Source organism: Mucilaginibacter sp. P2_A5 (assembly GCF_056404995.1).
Genome location: NZ_JBFUCY010000012.1, coordinates 162857 through 181637 on the forward strand (window position 1 = coordinate 162857; position 18781 = coordinate 181637).

An 18781-nucleotide genomic window follows, 5' to 3' on the forward strand; every position below is an offset into this window, starting at 1 on the left:
TCGGCTACCTGCAGCTCAGTCAAAGAAAGCTATGTCATTGCGAGCACCGCGTGGCAATCGCGAACTGTGCAGGCAGGATTATATTTGTGGAGCAAAATCAAATAACTCAAGTTATGTCATTGCGAGCGCAGCGTGGCAATCGCGAACTATACAGGTTGGATTATATTTGTTGAGCAAAATCAAATAACTCAAGTTATGTCGACCAGCGCAGCGTGGCAATCGCGAACTATACAGGCTGGATTATATTTGTGGAGCAAAATCAAATAACTCAAGTTATGTCATTGCGAGCGCAGCGTGGCAATCGCGAACTGTGCATGTCCGATTTGCATCCTTGCGATTGCTTCGTTCCTCGCAATGACATAGTTGTTGTTGAAAAATACACTGATAATCAGTCAATTATAAATCATGTCATTGCGAGCGCAGCGTGGCAATCGCGAACGATACAGGGCGGATTATTTGTGTAGTGCCGATATAGCTTGTAAAAATGAATAATCGCTAACATCTAAGTCCCTTTTTGTGTATTTTGCTATTATTCAAAATAGTGCCTTATCACATGAAAATACACCAATATTATGTTTATATTTTAACAAATAAATTAAACACAGTGTTATATGTTGGCGTTACCAATGACCTTGTCAGTCGCGTGTATCAGCACAAGCAAAAGTTATTTAAAGGCTTTTCGGCTACGTATAACTGTAATAAACTGGTGTATTATGAGGAATTTCAATGGATACAGGATGCAATCGCGAGAGAAAAGCAATTGAAAGCCGGATCCAGGCAGAAGAAGATTGATTTGATTATCGAAAACTATCTGTCGTGGGATGATTTGAGTAATGGGTGGTATGATTGATGTACAGTGCCGGTGTCAGGAATGCGTAATACATTGGAGCCCGCATGGTGGTGAAGCACAGTTCGCGATTGCTTCGTTCCCCGCAATGACATAGTTATTGGGATGTGCAGGAATGCGTAATACATTGGAGCCTGCATATTGGTGAAGCGCAGTTCGCGATTGCCGCGCCGCGCTCGCAATGTCATAATTAACAATGTCATATGCCCTTTTAATAATCTGGGGTTTTCCTGCAAATTCTCTTTACGATTAACTTTTTTAACACTCATTTATTTTGATAACAAACTGCGTCGTAAGTATTTCGATATAATGCCCCATGGTGTGTTATTTATACACATCGCCTCAATAAAAAGTATATTTTTGATGGATAGCTTTTTAAGTTAAACCAATTGATGCGCTTGCATACCGTGAAATTATTTTTACTGCTTATTGCCATGCTTGATTTTACACTGGCGCGTGGCCAGTCGGGAAACTGCGTGGGTAGTTTGGGCGATCCGGTAATTACCGAAACCTTTGGATCGGGCTCAAATCCGGGCAATCCGCTGCCGGCGGGGATAAGCAATATGTCGTTTAGTAGCTACTGCCCCAATGACGGATCTTACACCATTGTAAATGCAACCAATATATACGGCGGGGCCACAGGCAATTGCCATCCGGAAGGCTGGCAAAACGTGCTTCACGACCATACCGGCAATGCAAACGGCTATATGATGATGATTAATGCATCGTATACGCCAAGTATTTTTTTTACAAAGACTACACCCGCCGTGTTATGCGAAAATACCACGTATGAATTTTCGGCATATATATTAAACCTGATGAGGGCGGGCACATCGGGCATCCGGCCAAATATTAAATTTACTATTGAAACTATTAACGGCCTGGTGCTGGATTCTTTGGTTGCCGACAATATCCCGGAGTCAACCAGCGGCGATGACTGGATACGCAAGAGTTTCTTTTTTACAACCCCGCCAAATACCAGCCAGGTAGTTTTAAAAATGACCAACCAGGCCCCCGGCGGCGGCGGCAACGACCTGTTGCTTGATGATATTAATTTTAGGGCATGCGGCCCCGTGGTACAAACCGGATTTTCTACTGTCGACGCCAATCAGCCGCAGAATCAATGCGTGGGCGAAAGTAAGGTTTATACGCTTAAATCGAAGATAGGGGCCGGGTACGTTAATCCTAAAATGCAATGGCAGTTAGATAAAAACGATGGGAATGGCTGGTTTGATATTCCCGGGCAAACAACAGATACCTATACTTTTACGCTGGGTAATAATACGCCCATTGTTTACAGGTACAGGCTTGCCGCGGCCGAAGGCGCAAATTTAAACTCGGCTACCTGCAGGGTGTTCTCAGAGCCGTTGAGTGTTACCGTAAACCTTTACCCGGATGTGCCCGATGTGCCGCCCGTTCAGGAATGCGAGGGCAAAACGGTTACTTTAAACGTTTTTGGAGGGGTAACTGTTGATTGGACCGGCCCCGGCATTACTGCGGCTAATAAAAATCAAAACCCACTGGTGCTTACAAACATAAAACCTGCCGATGCCGGTACTTATAACTTTATAGTAACATCCGCTGCCGGCTGCGCTACGTCAAAATCAACAACGGTTACGGTTATCCCAAAGGTTGTGGTTACCTTAAATTCCCCGTTGGTCACCATTTGTAAAGGGGCTGCAACCAACTTAAGCGCGAGTGCCCAGGATGTCATTAGCTACCAATGGACGCCTGGTAAAGGTTTATCCGATAGCACTATTGCTAACCCCGTAGCTTCGCCGGCAGATACCACAATATACAGGGTAATAGCCACCAACAATATCGGCTGTACCGATACGGCTATGCTAACTGTTAATGTACTGCCGTCGCCGGTTGCCATTACACAAACTAAGCAGAGTATGTTTCAGGACAGGCCAATTACCCTGGTAGCATCGGCACAGAGCGCCGATGTTTTTAGCTGGACACCCACTACCGGCCTTAGCGATGCCAATGTGTTAAACCCGGTTGCCAACCCTGCTGATGATATTACCTACACCCTGCATGTAAAATCGAGCTATAATTGTGGCGAGGATACCAGCAGCGTTTTTGTAAAAGTTTATCATAAGATTGGTATCCCCAACGCATTTTCGCCCAATGCTGATGGCGTTAACGATAGCTGGGAAATAGAAGGCCTTTTTACGTACCCGGAAAGCGTAACAACAGTGTTTAACCGTTACGGGCAGCAGATATTTAAAAGCATTGGCTATGCCAAATCCTGGAAGGGCACTTACAACGGTGCCAAATTACCGCCCGGCACCTATTACTACATCATCGACCTTAAAACCAGCCAGCCTAAGCTAACGGGATGGGTGTTGATTATGAATTAGAACTTAGACACTTTAGAACAAAGTACCTTCGGTAAGAAACTTTTGGGTTTTAGCACAAAGTACTTCCGGATTTTCGGACAATGAACTTTCGGACTTAAAACAATATAAACTTATCTATCTGCTCGTTAGTAAACTTTATCGTATCGGCGTTTAACAACTGGCCGGTTCCGTCAAACTCTTTGTGGATACCTGATATATGGAGTTTAAGGGCCATCACATTCAGGTGTACATAGTGGCAAACACCGGTAAAATGATCAATACCGCGGATGTTGCCGTATTTGCCCGATGATATGCCTACCAGCGCCGCCTTTTTATCATAAAAACTCGCCGGAAAGTCGCAGGCATCAATAAAAACCTTTAGTACGCCGGGGTAACTGCCATTATACTCGGGTATTACAAATATAAACTTATCGGTTTGGGTAATAACCTGTTGGATGCTTTCAAATCCGGGACTTCTTTTGCCGTAAAGATCGGTTTCAATAAGGTTGGGTGGTAGCTGTGCCAATGATAGTACACCCGCTTCAACTCCTTTTTCCTGCAGTTTTTGCTGATAATATTTGGCCATTTTTAAGGTAGAACTGCCGGGACGGTTAGTTGATGCGATGATTGTGATCATTCTTTTTAATTAGTGGGTTAGTGAATTATTGATCGACCGATTTTTGAATTGTAGTAATTTTATAATGCTTAAACTTTGATTATCAGCGTTAAAGCAAATCACTAATTCACTAAATCAATAATTCACTAATTAAACGAATATGTTTGTAAATTGACTAAACCTGTGGATTTCCTAATTGTTTAATTCCGTATCTTTATCACCGGATAAAAACTTTACGAAAGTAGAAATTTCTGACCCTACTTTTCGTTTATATAAATCATTGTAACATCAAAATTTTTTATACTATAGAATGAGTAAAATTATTGCTTTAGCCAACCAGAAAGGTGGCGTAGGAAAAACTACATCATCTATAAATCTGGCTGCAAGTTTGGCCGTATTAGATTTTAAAACATTATTGGTTGATGCCGACCCGCAGGCAAACTCTACCTCGGGTATTGGTTTTGATCCCCGCAATATAAAGAACAGTATTTACGAGTGTATCATTAACCAGGTTGACCCGCACGAGGCTATCCAGAAAACGGAGACCCCTAATCTTGACCTGCTGCCTGCACACATTGACCTGGTAGGCGCCGAGATTGAGATGATTAACCTGAGCGGCCGCGAGTACAAAATGAAACAGGTATTTGAAGCCGTACGCGACGAATACGATTTTATTATTATTGATTGCTCACCTTCGTTAGGTTTAATCACCATCAACGCGTTAACCGCTGCCGATTCGGTAATTATACCGGTACAGTGCGAGTACTTCGCATTGGAGGGTTTGGGTAAATTGTTAAATACCATCAAAATTGTACAATCGCGCCTTAATCCGCAGCTGGAAATTGAAGGTATATTATTAACCATGTACGATGTGCGCCTGCGCCTGAGCAACCAGGTAGTTGATGAGGTAAAAACGCATTTTGAGGATATGGTTTTTGATACCATTATACAGCGTAACACCCGTTTAAGCGAGGCGCCAAGCTTTGGCGTATCCGTTATTATGCACGATGCCACCTGTAAAGGCGCCATTAATTATTTAAACCTGGCCCGCGAAATTATCCAGAAAAACGGCCTTGTAAAAGCCGAAGCAACAACGGTAACAGCAACAGCATAAGTAAATGAGTAGTGAAAGAAGAAACGCCCTGGGCAAAGGATTAAGTGCGTTGTTGAATGATTCGGTAAACGTACAGCCATACCAAAACAAAAGCGCTAAAAAGGAAGAAGCATCAACTTCGGCTGCCGAGGTTAATAGCCTTGGCTCGGTTAACGAGATCCGTTTAGATGAAATAGAAGTAAACCCTTACCAGCCCCGTACTGATTTTGATGAGCTTGCTTTAAATGAACTGGCCGATTCCATCAAACTACAGGGATTAATACAGCCGATAACCGTTAGGCGTATCAACGCCCATAAATACCAGCTGATATCGGGCGAACGCCGTTTCCGGGCATCAAAACTGGCCGGGCTAACCCAGCTGCCTGCTTATGTACGTACCGCCAACGATCAGCAAATGCTGGAAATGGCCCTCATCGAAAACATTCAGCGCGAAAACCTGAATGCTATTGAAGTAGCTCTGAGCTTTCAGCGGATGATTGAGGAATGTAACCTGAAACAGGAAGAACTGGGCGACAGGGTAAGCAAAAACCGGTCGACAGTTACCAATTACCTGCGTTTATTAAAATTGCCGCCAAGCATCCAGGCATCCATCCGCGATGGAGCGCTTACTATGGGCCATGCCAAGGCGCTTATCAATATTGACGACCCCGCCAAGCAACTGTATTTACACCAGCATATTATTCAGCAGGGCTTATCCGTTCGTAAGGTGGAAGAGTTAGTTAGGGAGATGCAGAAGGCGCCGGTAAAAAAAGAAGGCAAGCAACCCGAGCCGGTATCCTATCAGCTGCAAAAAATCCAGGACGATTTGGCTTCAAGGTTTAGTTCGCGGGTAACACTTAAGGTTGGCGCCAAAGGCAATGGGGTTATCGAAATCCCCTTCCTGTCAGAAGATGACCTTGGCCGTATCCTCGAGATGCTGGATTGGTAAGTATTGAGAATCAAGAATTAAGAGTCAGGAATCAAGACAAAAAAGCAGAGGGAATTGATCTTTTTGTGATTCGAATAAAATGTAATTAAAAATCCGGCCACTGATAAGCTCTTATCGGTGGCCGGATTTTTTATATTATAGTTAATGTGTACATAATAATTAGCGGCTAAACCTGTTAATGATTTGTTTAATAAGGTGTTTTTGTAATAGCTGGATATAGCTTCTTTATCCGGCTATAAAAATTACCTTTGTAATCAAGTAAAATCAGGCCCCCTTATCACTGTTTTAAAGGCCAGGGTTTATTTAAATTTTATCAGCTGCATGTACAAATATTTGTTAATTATTGGGTTTATGATGTTGTTTGCCTTTGCCGCCACAGCGCAGCAACAGCGTGCAGATACAGCATCGGTAACCCAAAAAGATACTGTAAAAAAGGCATCGGGTACCGCGCCGGGCTCATTTGCGCCGCCTATTAAAAAAGAGAAAGTATACCATCCCGATACCACCCATAGCCCGCACAAAGCGGTAATGCATTCGCTGATGATACCCGGCTGGGGGCAACTGTACAACCACCGCTGGTGGAAAGTGCCTATTATTTACACCGGTATCGGGCTGCTGGCATCGGCAGTAATATTTAACCAGCGCTACTATAACCAGTTTAATGTACTTGCCCATTACTATAAAAGCGGGGTAGCGCCGGTAAAGGGCGATGCCTATTACGACGAGTATATAGCCTATACCAGTAACCAGGTACCCGCCCAGAATATATACGATGCGCTCGACAGCTATCGCCGTAACCGCGATTTAAGTATCCTGGGTATTTTGGGCGCTTGGGGTATTCAAACCATTGACGCCTATATTGATGCCAAGTTTATTCACTCGTACACGGTTGATAATAACTTTGCCTTTAAGGTTAGCCCCGGCATGATTAACCAGCCGGTTTATGCGCAAAGTGCTTTTGGCAGCTATATTCCGGCTGTAAAAGTTACCTTTACGTTTTAAGGGAGCATTTATAGTTAGCTATCGATGCAATTCATGAGTTAACACAAAAGTTCCCGGAATTAATTAAAATTAACCTAATATTGTTTTCTGTCTTGACTCCTGATTCTAATATCTTGATTCTTGACTTAAACAACACATACATTAAAAATGAAAATAGCGTTACTGGGCTACGGAAAAATGGGCAAAATGATTGAAAAAATTGCCCTCAGCCGCAATCATGAAATTGTTTTAACCATCGATCACGAAAACCTGCATGAGCTTACTGCCGAAAACCTGCAAAAGGCCGATGCCGTAATTGAGTTTAGCATGCCGGCAACGGTATTGGGCAATATTCAGCATTGCTTTAACGCCGGCGTACCCATAGTAGTAGGTACAACCGGCTGGTATGATAAGCTGGATGAGGTAAAACAACAATGCGAAGAAAGCAACGCATCATTAATGTATGCCACCAACTTTAGCGTAGGCGTTAACATATTTTTCCATATTAACCGCATGCTGGCCCGGGTGATGAACAATTATCCGTACTATGATGTACAGGTAGAAGAGATTCACCACATGCAAAAACTGGATGCCCCAAGCGGCACCGCCATTACCATTGCCGAAGGGATCATCGATAACCTGGACTCCAAAAAAGACTGGCTGAACGTGCTGACTACAGATGACCGGCCCGACGATGAAACCCCACAACCCGATCAGTTATTGATAGAATCGTTGCGCATTGACAGCGTGCCCGGCACCCACACCGTTATTTACGATTCGGAGGTGGATACTATCGAATTTAAGCATACCGCACATAACCGGAGCGGCTTTGCCCTTGGCGCGGTATTGGCTGCCGAATGGATCCAGGGCAAAAAAGGCTTTTACACGGTTGATGCCATGTTTGATTTTCAAAGCTAAAACCCCATCGTTTCCTGCACAAATCGTCGGCCCGCGAATTGACCAATTTTTCTGTAATCCTGAGTGCCTACCCATGACATGTTGTAGAATCCCAGACTTACGAAGTTTTTAAAACTTCGTAAGTCTTTCGCCGGCTTGTCATTTCCCCTTCAGTATTCCAAAAAATTTTCAACCCTGGATGACAAAGGTGAAGTTTATAAAATATGACACAGTATTTGGCATGTTGGGGACTATCCTTATTGCAGTTTTTCAGGAATATATAAGTACTTTTACAAAGCCAAATACTTGTTACACACTGTTGTAAGTGCTTCACTTACAACAGGTAAAATTCTTTTGGCAAAAACAAACATCAAACTTACCCAAAGCAGGCTAACTGCTTACACCTATGGATAAAATTACCGATAAATACCATCAGCCGGTTAATGCAGGCCCTAAGCAGCAGGACCTCCTGTTTGACCTAAAGGAAGTATCCAAACGGACGTTTCAACTGGGGCTCACGGCCTTGTCGCTGGGAGTGTTTTTATCGGTTTATGATGCGTTTATCGGCATGTACGTGTCGTCGTTTTTGCTGGCTTGTTTTTGCCTGGCTATTTTAATGTTCATCGTGTTAAAATGGCAGGATGCCATTAAAGACCTTACCATCTCCATATTTTCGGTAATATGCGGCCTGCTGGTGTGCCTGGTACTGCTCGAGGGGTTGCAAACCGACCAGTACCTGTATTTTTTCCCCGCCCTGATAGCCGTACCCCTGGTTATCGACCTCAAGCAGAAGCAGGCCAAAAAGCCCGGTATTTTTGTGGGCATCATGCTGTTTGCCTTTGTTGCCTGTATTGTTATTGGTAACTACGTCCCCCCGCTGGCCGATTTTACACCCGGCCAGGCAGCGCGGCTGGCGCTGGTAAACCGTTTTACGGCGCTCGGGTCAACCATTGTGCTGGCCGCGCTGTACACGTTTTTCGAAAAAAAGTATATCGAAGAGATTGTAACCCAAAGCAACCGGGTTATCAATACCAAAACCCAGTTCCTGGCCACCATGGGGCACGAGCTGCGCACCCCCCTAAACGGCATCATCGGCATTGTAAACCTGCTGAAGCAGGAAAACTCGGCCACCCGCCAGGCCGAGTACATCAGCATCCTCCAAAACTCGGCCGACCATATGCTGCAACAGGTAAATGATATCCTCGATTTTAACAAGATAGAGGCCGGCAAGCTGGAGCTGCACCCCGTCGCCATAAACCTTAACAACTTTTTGCTTAATGTATGCCTGCCCTTTAAAGTGCTATCGGCAAACAGCAACGTAGCGGTACTGGCCGAAATTGACGTCCAGCTGGATACCCTGATACTGGCCGACGATATGCGCCTTACCCAGGTGCTCAACAATATTTTTGCCAACGCCTTAAAATTTACCGGCAACGGCTACGTAAAGCTAAAAGCCGCCTGCCAAAAAAAGGACGACAAACAAATAACCGTAGCCTTCGCTATTGAAGATACCGGCATCGGGATTGACAAGGCCGACCAGGAAAAAATTTTTGAGGGCTTTTGGCAGGTATACCACGAAGGCACCCGCGAGCTTACCGGCACCGGCCTTGGCCTTACCATCTGCAACCGCATATTGCAGCTGATGGGCGCCAAACTATCGCTCGAGAGCGAAAAGGGCAGGGGCAGCAGGTTTTCGTTTAGCCTTACCTTTAACGTTGCTGGCGCGGCACCGGTTCATGTACCCATACAGCCGGCCGGCGACAGCGACCTTAAATCGATAAAGGTATTACTGGCCGAGGATAACAAGATAAACATGATGGTGGCCAAAAAGGCCCTCACCAGTTTTGGCGCCACGGTTGATGCCGCCTACGACGGCATGGAAGCCCTGGCCCGCCTGGAAGATTTTCCGCATTATGACATTGTACTGCTCGACCTGGAAATGCCCGTAATGAACGGCTACGAAGCCATCTTCGAAATCAAAAAGAGATACCCGCTGGTACCGGTCATCGCCTTCACCGCCTCCCTCGTCGACCAAAAAATGCTTGCCGACCTGCTGGCCAGCGGCTTTAACGATTGCATCCTCAAACCCTTCAACCCACAGCAGCTATCAACCGTTATTAAAAAACATACCGGGATTAAAGAAGGGGTGTAGGGGGATTTCGGAATTCGGATGTTCGATTTCGGATTTTTTTTATTTTCTGTCCCCTCAGGTTCTCTCAACGAGGAACCTGAGGGACGATGCCCGTTGTATCCAAATAATTCATTGCCTGGTATGCCGCCTCAGGGTCCTTTTTCAAAGAGACCCCGAGGGGACAAAAAGTACTTGCGGTGGCGCGCAGGTAGCTTGCGAAAAGATATTAATCAACAGTGTTATAATTCATCCGGACTATTATTTTACCCAATAAATACCTTATTTTTGGACACTAATTTTTTCAAGTGCTTAAACTTTCACATCCCGACTACTTTTTGCCAATAGTTCATGCGCTTGAGCCGGGAGTTGTGTTGTCATCGGGCACTACAGAGCCTCAATTGATCAGGGGTGTTTGTGAGCAAACGGGTCTTAAATCAGATTATGTTGTAAAGTATCTCAGGGCACCCAGAATGTCGCCCGAGGCAAGCGCCAGAGAATTAGTGGCCGCATTGATTGCGAAGGAACTCGATTTTAATGTGGCCGAGCCCGTGCTTATCCATATTGATGGCGAATTTGCCGAAGTGGTGCTTGGCCAGCCTAATTATCAAATGGTTAGTAATAGCCTTGGGTTTAACTTTGGTAACGAATTTAAGAACGGATATTTTCAGGTGTTAAGAGACCAGGCGCTTAACGATAACATGAAACAAAAACTAGTGGACTTGTTTGCCTTCGATATTTTTATCAGCAATGCCGATAGGCGAACAGACAAGCCCAATTTTTTAAGTAACGGTGATGACATTTTAATTTTTGATCATGAACTGGCTTTTGGCTTCGCGTTAGAACTTCCGTTTCTCAGAAATCAACAGCCATGGCTTATCAGGCAAAGCGATCAAAATTGGATTAATAACAATTTCTGCTTCAATATGATTAAGGGAAATCAGTTTGATTTCGCTACATTTACTGATAAGCTAACTGTAATAAACAACCCCTTTTGGGACAAGATCGAAACCATTATGCCTGCCGAATGGTTAAGTGAGCAGTTTTATACCATTAAGGCATATTTAACTACGTTGATTAATGAAGCTGATTTGTTTTCAAGCGAATTAAATCGGATACTTTTATGATAAAATACGAATATCAAATTTTAAGATATGTGCATGACCAGGCTTCGGGCGAGTTTGTGAATGTTGGTATTGTCATTTTTGAGCCGCAAAGCAAAATTTTAAAAGCAAGGGTGCTCAATAAGTTTAGCAGGATATCTACCTTTTTTGAAGAAATTAACGGGTACTATTTACTAAGTACCTTAAAGCATTTTCAAAAAGAGGTGGAAAGTATTAATGACGACTTCGCGTTTTTTAACTCAAGTGAGTTTTTATTGGAAAAGGAAAAGCCCGGTTTAAGTATAATTACGGGCAAGGTTGTGCTAAACGACGACAGCGCATTAAAATTGACCGAAGTAAAAAAAGGGTTAGATCTTAATTTAGACAGCGCCCTCGACGATTTGTTTGAAAGACTGGTAGATAAATACAGCCCCGAAAAAAACAAAGAAGCCCATACAGATGCTTATGCCTGGTCCAAAGTATACAAATTACACTTCGATAGGTATGGGATTACGCCAAGGCTAAAAGACCATACCATTAAAACCCCCAATGACGAGATTAAGTTTGATAAATCGTGGAAAAACGGTGTTTGGAACTGTTACCAAAGCCTATCCTTTGATTTGAAAAAAGACGATGCGATTAAAAATAAGGTTTACAAATGGTCGGGCATTATTAAGGAACTGCAATTGGCCAACCAAAAAATGAACCTGTTTTTTTTGACAACATCCCCCAAATCAAATGAGCATTTGAACAATTTTATCAAAGATACCCTATCTCAAAAAGGCAGCGGGGTTAAGGTAACTATCGTTACCGAAGATGAAGCCGAGCAATTTGCAAAAAAAGTAAAAACTGCAATAGAAAGCGCTTTTTAGGATCGTTGCTAAGAAGCGTGCCAAATGGATCCGTGCGTGGCGTTTAACTTCAGCAGGGCAGACGAGGAACTCCTACGCCATTAGGTTGCTAATACGGTTTAGTGCCGGTGTTGAGCAAAGGTTTGAGAGTTGACTCACCTGCACAATGATCGGTATTTGTTTAAAGGAAGTGATTATATACGCTAACTGCGCAATCATAAATTTGGATACTGTTACAAAGCCCATTTATATGCTAAAGTTATTATAAACTGGCTGTAATTACCATATAAGTTATACTCATACTGCGCACGCGGCTCCATGCGTATTTGGTAAGTAAGGGCAAGGTCTAAACCCTTTTTCTTTTCACGACCCAGCCTAAAAGCATACCCTATAGCAGGCGATACCACTACAGCAAGAGCGTGGTTGGTATATTTAACCGTGTTAGAATTTATATTAAAAGAGGTACCGAGCTCAGCCTCAACATAAAGCTTTCCTGCGTATAGTCGTGCCCCTATTTTTACAGGTATAAACGAAGCTACTGAAGTCTCGCTTGTACCATCCCCAAAAGGGCCAAAAGATATGCTTTCATTTGAAACAAAAAAATTATAGGCAACCGACCCGATCAGGCTCATGGAGGATGATTTGATGGGGTGCTCAAATTTTACCCCTATTATACCTCCAAAGAGGTAATTGCCCGAATGTACCCCTATGGCTACACCAGGCCCGGCAAACACCCCCAACCGTGAGGAGAGACTGTTATCGGTTTGAGCTCTCGCGTTAGTTGCTGCCAGGATCAGTAAAGAAAAAATTACGTTTTTAAGATGACTATAATTTCGCTGCCGGATGTTCATAAACTAAAAGTAAATAAAGTTTGCGGTTTTATGGATATGTTTAATAACGAAAGAAACAAGAAAACGTAACTAATAAATACCGGAGTTTTCTGCAAAACGTTTAAAGTCATAACCCCAGGCTAAAAGCCGCACTTACAGCAAACTGCCGTATTTGCCCTGGCAGTATAGAGTGCGGCGGCATGTTAATAACCAATGCTAAACATAGCGTGCAAGGCTATTTGATTGTAACTACCGTAACTGCTAAAGTCATACGGCTGGTAATTCTCCAGGCGTGTTTCGTAGCCGAGGCTTAGGTCCAGGCCGTATTTTTTTGATTGTTTAAACCTGAACGCATAGCCCCAGCTACCGCAAGGTCTTTTCGCTGCCGCAAGCCTCCAGGCTTGTGCCCCCAGCTACCGCAAGGTCTTTTCGCTGCCGCAAGCCTCCAGGCTTGTGCGCCCGCTGATAAGTAGATACCATGCTAAGTAATAAATATGCCAATCCCGCATGTAAGTTTCATCCGGGATTTTGTATTTTTAATGTATGAGCCGTAATTATAAATTCAAAAATCCTGAAGGATTATATTTTGTGAGCTTTGCTACGGTGTTTTGGGTAGATGTGTTTGTTCGGCTGCACTACTTTGATTGTTTGGTGAGAAACCTCAATTATTGTGTCGACAATAAAGGCATGGAAATTTATGCATGGTGCATAATGCCGAGCCATGTACATTTGGTTTTCAGATCGACAATTCAAAAACCAGAAGACCTGATCAGGGGTTTTAAATCGCTTACGTCAAAGCAAATGATAGCTTTAATAAAAGATAATAACTAGGAAAGCAGGCGGGAGTGGCTGCTAAATTCATTTAAAAAAGCAGGTTTGGCTAACAGCAATAACACCAGTAACCAGTTTTGGCAACAGCATAACAAGCCCATTGAATTATGGAGTGCAGCCGTAATTGACCAAAAAATTGACTATACGCATAATAACCCGGTCGTAGCAGGTTTTGTAGAAAACGATTATGATTACCTGCACAGCAGTGCACGGGATTATGCAGGTACTACGGGATTGGTAAAAGTAATAACTACGTAGCACACCGTCCTAAAGGCATGGCGTATACTTAGCATGCGGGCCACAAGTGAGGACACTTGCGGCAGCGGGGGGCCAGTTATGGGTAGTCCGCTTTCAGATAAGTCTCTTTTCTCGGGATCTCGCCTTTTTTTGTCTTAAATTCCCAATGCCCATATTGGACAGGTTGATAATAACGAATGATTTGCGGTTTACCTTCTCCAGCAGTATTAAAACAGTACAAATATTTGCTAAAAACCGTAAGGGCATCAGCATATTGTCCTCTTTCAAGAACTTCGTTTTGGAAATTATAAGTGTAAAATTCTAAAGTGCCTTTCGGAGAACGTAGAACCATTTTAATATATGTAGAATCGTTAAGTTTTCGAACTATGGTATCCGGGTAACTTTTAAAGTTAGGCAGCCATAAATCAAATTCCTCGATATAAATATCTAAGGGATGATTAATCTTTTTTTTCCTGACAATTTGAGCGTTTATGACTGTAGTTGTACATAACAACAACATAATACATGAATAGAAAATCTGTTTCATAATTAATCTGCTAACCCTAATGCTCTTGTATTGCTCATTTACTCCTGTTAAAATACAAACTCCCGTACGTAATTAAACCCGAGAGTTGCATATTTATTACTTTGCATGGCGTTGACCTATCAGCGGGCCACAAGGGTGGACCCTTGCGGCAGCGAAAATGCTTGCGGTAGCTGGGGACCCCCGAAAGGACAAAAAGCGAAACTTTTCTAAGATTCTATTTTTTCCATCAATTCTGCTCTTATTCCTTTGATAAAAAAATGCAACTTAATTTTAAATTGATCACCAGCTTTTGGATGAAATTTTAAATACGATTCTTTCATAAGTCTACATCTCAATTGTAACTCTGAAACCTTCAAGTTTGTAAACCCACGTTGCGTATTGAAAATTAAGCCCGTGAAAATGCTTTCAGAACCATCTTCCTCAATCCACAATTCATGTAAATCAGGATTAAATGAAGTGTCCATTGAAAATATATTTTGTACATTTTCATCTGCATAATTAAAATTGCGATTGTAAGATTCCGCTATGTACGAGTAAAAATAATACCTGAGTGTTTCATACTTGCGAAAATCGTACCCTCCTTTTACTAATTTAAAGAACTTAGATCTATTATCGAATACATTTAAATTTCTTCCATAGTATTTAAAAAGCAACTTGGCAACTTCATCATTATAACTCAAGCTTTCAAGTTCGGGTATAAGCTTAATTGATTCGTTTGTTTTTTCTTTTTCTTGTAAATAGTTATACTTTAAAACTAGTGAATAAGGTCGCGTTTCTTCACTTTCATATAATTCGTCCAAATATTCTTGCATAGAAGTATTTGACGGACTGGCTGCTGTTTCTAAATGTTTATAGTATTTATATTTGAGTTTAAAAATTCTGTCAACATTTTCATAGACTGCATTTACAGCCCAATCCAATAACTCTTGAATTTTAATATGCAGTAATAAAAGATCGTTTCGCTCGGAATCTATGTTATTTAATACCCATAATTCTAAGTTAATATAGTCAATATAACTAAAGGAACTTCCAGGATCATTTAAACGTTTTATTTCGAATAATTCTCTTGCTTCTTCAATATTAACAATTGTATTGGGATAGTTATTTTGATCAAAATATAGCCTAGCCAGTTCATAATGTAAAACAGCTCTCCTGTGAATCAATTTGCTATTACGATAATCTAAAAAACCCTCAGCAAATCTAATTTTTTCAATGCCTTTTTTTACTGCAGACATGTTCTTTCTAAGCTGCAAATTAATTGTGTAATAGAGCACAAAATGAGGATTGCTCTCAAATATTTTATCTGCTATATCAAAGAGTCTATTTATTTTCTCGTGAGATAAAACATGGTCATCTCTAATTGCTTTTATGAGATTTACAAAAAGTTGTGCATTAAAATCATTATCTACTAGGTTTTCAACCACCCTCTTTATTTTATCGTTCAGCTGATCTTCCGTTTTTAATATTTTTTTTATCAAATGTTGAGATATGATTGAATGTCGAGTTCTAAAGTACAAGTCGGGTGTTAACGCGGTATCTAGATATTCTTGTATGATAATACCCTTTGAATCATATTTTAGCACCTCATTGTCGAAGTCTGTCCAGTTTTTAGAAACTAAGCGCATCAATAACCCTGACGGCATAAGTAATTTATATTGATACAGAATTGAAGTATATAAAAATGCATCTTTTGCCGTTTTAGATAATTGATGATAGGCACTTAGAATTATATCCTCAAAACTATTATTTGTAATTAAGGATATTAAAGAAATAAATGTGTCCCCGCCAAAATCGTATGTTATTTGATTTACAATTTTCTTTTTCTCCGAAATATCGCGGAAATGAACCAAGTTCAATTGATCGAGCTTACTCACCAATTCTGTTGCCTCAATATTATTTATTTTAGAATCAACGTTGATGATATGTACATTTTTGTATTGGTAGTTTTTAAAAAATCTAGTTAGTATATTTTCTCTTATGGAAACAATAAAATAAATGTTAAACATTGAAAATTGCTCAACACTAACTTTATTTCTGAAGTCCATTAATTCTTTAAAGCTACTATCAATCTCAATTTCTGAATATGTAATAAAAATTAGTTTGGCGAAAGTCAATGAGAACAATTCACCAATATCTTGAGGGCGGAGTAAAGAAAGATCCTGGAATTCAAAAGCCACGCAGCTAATAGTCGCATCTGTAGTGAGACTATGTAGTAACCTATAAGCAAATGTTGATTTACCTGTGCCAAAACTTCCCGTTAAAAATATTACAGGTACTATTTTTTCATGGTTTTTATTTATCAAGTCCAATACCTCTCGTTTTACCGTGTCAAGTTTTCCTGATTTTACGACATCAATATTTTTTCTAACGATGTCGTATGTAGGTCGCTCTCCTTGATAGAATTGTACAGGATTAGCCGCTGGCAATTTTGAGGTGTCACTTAGTTGAATTATGTTATTTCCTAAAGCGAGTTTAAGTTTAGAGGGTAGGCTAATACTTTCGTTATTTATATTCTTAAATACGATTGACTTTCTACTTACTATAGTAGCCGCGTTCTCTTCCTCCCAAACTTTGTATTTCTCCAAGAGTGTTTGTACATCCTGTTTAATTACAAAAATACCCTGTTCTTTTAAAAAGTCGAGTCGTCCAGGTTGAATAAAGGGATCGAAGCAGATTATTGGCTTTTTGTATCTGTAATTAAAGCTATCGAAATATTTAAGAATATAATTAGAAACATGGTCTGTGAACGAGTAGCCAATCGTCATGAATTTGGCATCTGGTGGCAGATCTGACAGCGGTTTTAGCGTAGCGTTGTAAAATTTTTTGGACGATAGGAAGTCTTTACTGGAGAATACTAAAGGGTACTTGTTTTTATTGCTAATGCAACCGTTTAGTTTTGTGTACCTAATATGTGCATTCGTCAATTGGGTATGTGTTTCTGAGACATTACGAACAACTTTGACTTTTCTGTTCTCATGTGTTGTATTTTCGATTTCGTCGAAAGCCCGCTCTAATATTAAATCAACATTCGTTGTTATAATTTGATTCCAATTTGCTCCTGCGATAATTTTATGTGACTCAGAAGGGGTAAGCTTGTTCAAAACCGAAACTATATAATTATCGAAATCTTCTCGATTAAATTTTGGGTTAGCACTTATAATGTCTGTAAATTCAATTAAATCAGATATGCCCAAACTTACACCGAGTTTGTCTTCGTAATAATCAATGAGCGAGCGCCCAAGAAATTGCATTTCCGTTACTGATGCGCCTGCCCCTAAAAACAAGGTAACGTCGCCCTTTTTTATCGAAGGGAATAAATCATCGTGTAAATATCTACGTAAATCTTCGTTATCGTCTAAAATGTGATCCATGTTTAAGGTCTTAGTAAAATTGGCGACCTCAATGTATGAAATAGTTAATGATAAAGCCTAATATTAAAATAAAGATGTTAAGCTCGGCCCTTGCCGGTGTTCCAAACCGAACTTTGATGAAGTTGTCCTCCAACAAACTCCTTACCCCTTATGGTGTCGCAGAAAACCGATGCATCTTCGCCTGTAGCATAAAATCGGCCGACGAATATTCCCCTCTCCGGCCTTTTTTATATTGTTATCACCCTGTTCACGGATAACTGAAGAAAGTGTTAAAGCCGTTCCATATGCCGATTTTTGTTGGCGACAACGCAACAAAGTGTAACTGTGTAAAAAACGCCAAGCCAAAACGATTTAATTACGTATGGTTTCTTGCCATTCCGGCACTTACGTCATCGGAGTTAAAGAGAAGTCCTAAATTTTATTTATTGGCAAAACCCTTAAAGCAGGTGATAAATAAAGTAACATAGAATCTTTTTTAATTTCCATGTTTTTCTTGTCTGTACCTAATAAGTTAAAAGTTACTAAAAATCCCCTAAAACCCTTTGGCTTGTTTTTCCTGATTTTTAAGTCGTTTTCAATCTTCTGCATTTCGGCGTTTACTTTTTTGGCAGAATCAATGTAAACAGTGCTTTTAGCCAAATTTTCTTTAAGGCTTGCAATTTTTGATTTCGCGTCATCTGCTGACATCCTGCTTAGTGTTGAGGAGTTTAGATACTCATAATATAAAGTCGATTGTTGTTGACTAAGTTTTGCAGATTGACCATCTAATTCAGCCTGTGTTTGATACATTTTAGATCGAGAAAGATAGTAGTCAAAAATCTTTGATTTATTTAGCAGTCGCCGCTCGGCGTATAATGAATCTGTTAGGGTATCGATTTTTAATATTTTGATTGAATCGATTTTATGAACTAAACTATCTTGAACAATGGCATTTGTTAAAACAGGCAGAATACTCTCTTTAAGTTGTTCCTCTTTTGACTTACAGGATGTTAAAGCCAATATTATCAAGAATGGTATAACGTACTTCATTTTTTAAGGTTAAGGAGTACAAATATATCTAAAAGCCAACTAATTTCTTTATGTTTTTCGATAACAATAACTTAATGAGAAACTCCTTTTAGTCAAGTGTTGCGTGGCAGCCTGCAAATTAGGCCA

At 41.0% G+C, this 18781-nt stretch carries 16 protein-coding genes; 11 read left to right on the forward strand and 5 right to left on the reverse strand.

Annotated elements, in window-relative coordinates; all coding sequences use genetic code 11:
* Window positions 1-553 precede the first annotated feature (553 nt).
* On the forward strand, window positions 554-850 hold the full coding sequence (locus AC1DXF_RS12560) for a GIY-YIG nuclease family protein (RefSeq protein WP_477449063.1): 297 nt from the start codon (window positions 554-556) through the stop codon (window positions 848-850).
* Between the two features lie 404 nt (window positions 851-1254).
* Window positions 1255-3213 carry a gliding motility-associated C-terminal domain-containing protein gene (locus tag AC1DXF_RS12565; protein WP_477449065.1) on the forward strand — a complete coding sequence of 653 codons (1959 nt, stop codon included), beginning with the start codon at window positions 1255-1257 and terminating at the stop codon, window positions 3211-3213.
* Between the two features lie 94 nt (window positions 3214-3307).
* On the opposite strand, the gene AC1DXF_RS12570 is transcribed toward AC1DXF_RS12565, so the two are convergent.
* Window positions 3308-3829, reverse strand: coding sequence for an NADPH-dependent FMN reductase (locus AC1DXF_RS12570; protein ID WP_477449067.1), 522 nt, complete (start codon window positions 3827-3829; stop codon window positions 3308-3310).
* A 289-nt stretch (window positions 3830-4118) separates the two neighbouring features.
* Between AC1DXF_RS12570 and AC1DXF_RS12575 the strand changes: the two genes are divergently transcribed.
* From AC1DXF_RS12575 to AC1DXF_RS12605, 7 genes are all read left to right on the forward strand, one after another.
* Window positions 4119-4922, forward strand: a complete 804-nt coding sequence (locus AC1DXF_RS12575; protein ID WP_477449069.1) for a ParA family protein — start codon at window positions 4119-4121, stop codon at window positions 4920-4922.
* 4 nt (window positions 4923-4926) lie between these two features.
* Window positions 4927-5850, forward strand: coding sequence for a ParB/RepB/Spo0J family partition protein (locus AC1DXF_RS12580; RefSeq protein ID WP_477449071.1), 924 nt, complete (start codon window positions 4927-4929; stop codon window positions 5848-5850).
* A 321-nt stretch (window positions 5851-6171) separates the two neighbouring features.
* A complete protein-coding gene (locus AC1DXF_RS12585) occupies window positions 6172-6852 on the forward strand; it encodes a DUF5683 domain-containing protein (protein ID WP_477449073.1) in 681 nt (226 codons plus the stop codon).
* A gap of 147 nt (window positions 6853-6999) precedes the next feature.
* Entirely contained in the window at window positions 7000-7749 is a 750-nt protein-coding gene (gene dapB, locus AC1DXF_RS12590; protein WP_477449075.1) for a 4-hydroxy-tetrahydrodipicolinate reductase, read from the forward strand.
* A 385-nt stretch (window positions 7750-8134) separates the two neighbouring features.
* Window positions 8135-9880, forward strand: a complete 1746-nt coding sequence (locus AC1DXF_RS12595; protein ID WP_477449077.1) for an ATP-binding protein — start codon at window positions 8135-8137, stop codon at window positions 9878-9880.
* Window positions 9881-10164: 284 nt separating this feature from the next.
* On the forward strand, window positions 10165-10983 hold the full coding sequence (locus AC1DXF_RS12600) for a HipA family kinase (protein WP_477449079.1): 819 nt from the start codon (window positions 10165-10167) through the stop codon (window positions 10981-10983).
* Complete coding sequence (locus tag AC1DXF_RS12605; RefSeq protein ID WP_477449081.1) at window positions 10980-11831, forward strand: DUF3037 domain-containing protein; 852 nt, start codon at window positions 10980-10982, stop codon at window positions 11829-11831. The genes AC1DXF_RS12600 and AC1DXF_RS12605 overlap by 4 nt, the downstream gene beginning before the upstream one ends.
* 212 nt (window positions 11832-12043) lie before the next feature.
* Here AC1DXF_RS12605 and AC1DXF_RS12610 read toward each other — a convergent pair whose 3' ends face one another.
* A complete protein-coding gene (locus AC1DXF_RS12610; protein WP_477449083.1) occupies window positions 12044-12661 on the reverse strand; it encodes a hypothetical protein in 618 nt (205 codons plus the stop codon).
* A 522-nt stretch (window positions 12662-13183) separates the two neighbouring features.
* Between AC1DXF_RS12610 and AC1DXF_RS12615 the strand changes: the two genes are divergently transcribed.
* Complete coding sequence (locus AC1DXF_RS12615) at window positions 13184-13471, forward strand: transposase (RefSeq protein WP_477360222.1); 288 nt, start codon at window positions 13184-13186, stop codon at window positions 13469-13471.
* A 45-nt stretch (window positions 13472-13516) separates the two neighbouring features.
* Window positions 13517-13729 (forward strand): hypothetical protein, encoded by a 213-nt coding sequence (locus AC1DXF_RS12620; RefSeq protein ID WP_477449085.1) that lies wholly within the window; start codon window positions 13517-13519, stop codon window positions 13727-13729.
* A gap of 76 nt (window positions 13730-13805) precedes the next feature.
* Here the strand turns inward: AC1DXF_RS12620 and AC1DXF_RS12625 are convergent, their stop codons facing one another.
* The 3 genes from AC1DXF_RS12625 to AC1DXF_RS12635 form a co-directional block, all read right to left on the reverse strand.
* The gene (locus AC1DXF_RS12625; RefSeq protein ID WP_477449087.1) at window positions 13806-14255 is read right to left on the reverse strand and encodes a hypothetical protein; all 450 of its coding nucleotides are present in this window, start codon (window positions 14253-14255) and stop codon (window positions 13806-13808) included.
* 206 nt (window positions 14256-14461) lie between these two features.
* Window positions 14462-17626, reverse strand: a complete 3165-nt coding sequence (locus tag AC1DXF_RS12630) for an SIR2 family protein (protein ID WP_477449089.1) — start codon at window positions 17624-17626, stop codon at window positions 14462-14464.
* Between the two features lie 411 nt (window positions 17627-18037).
* A complete protein-coding gene (locus AC1DXF_RS12635; RefSeq protein WP_477449091.1) occupies window positions 18038-18655 on the reverse strand; it encodes a hypothetical protein in 618 nt (205 codons plus the stop codon).
* Window positions 18656-18781: the final 126 nt, after the last annotated feature.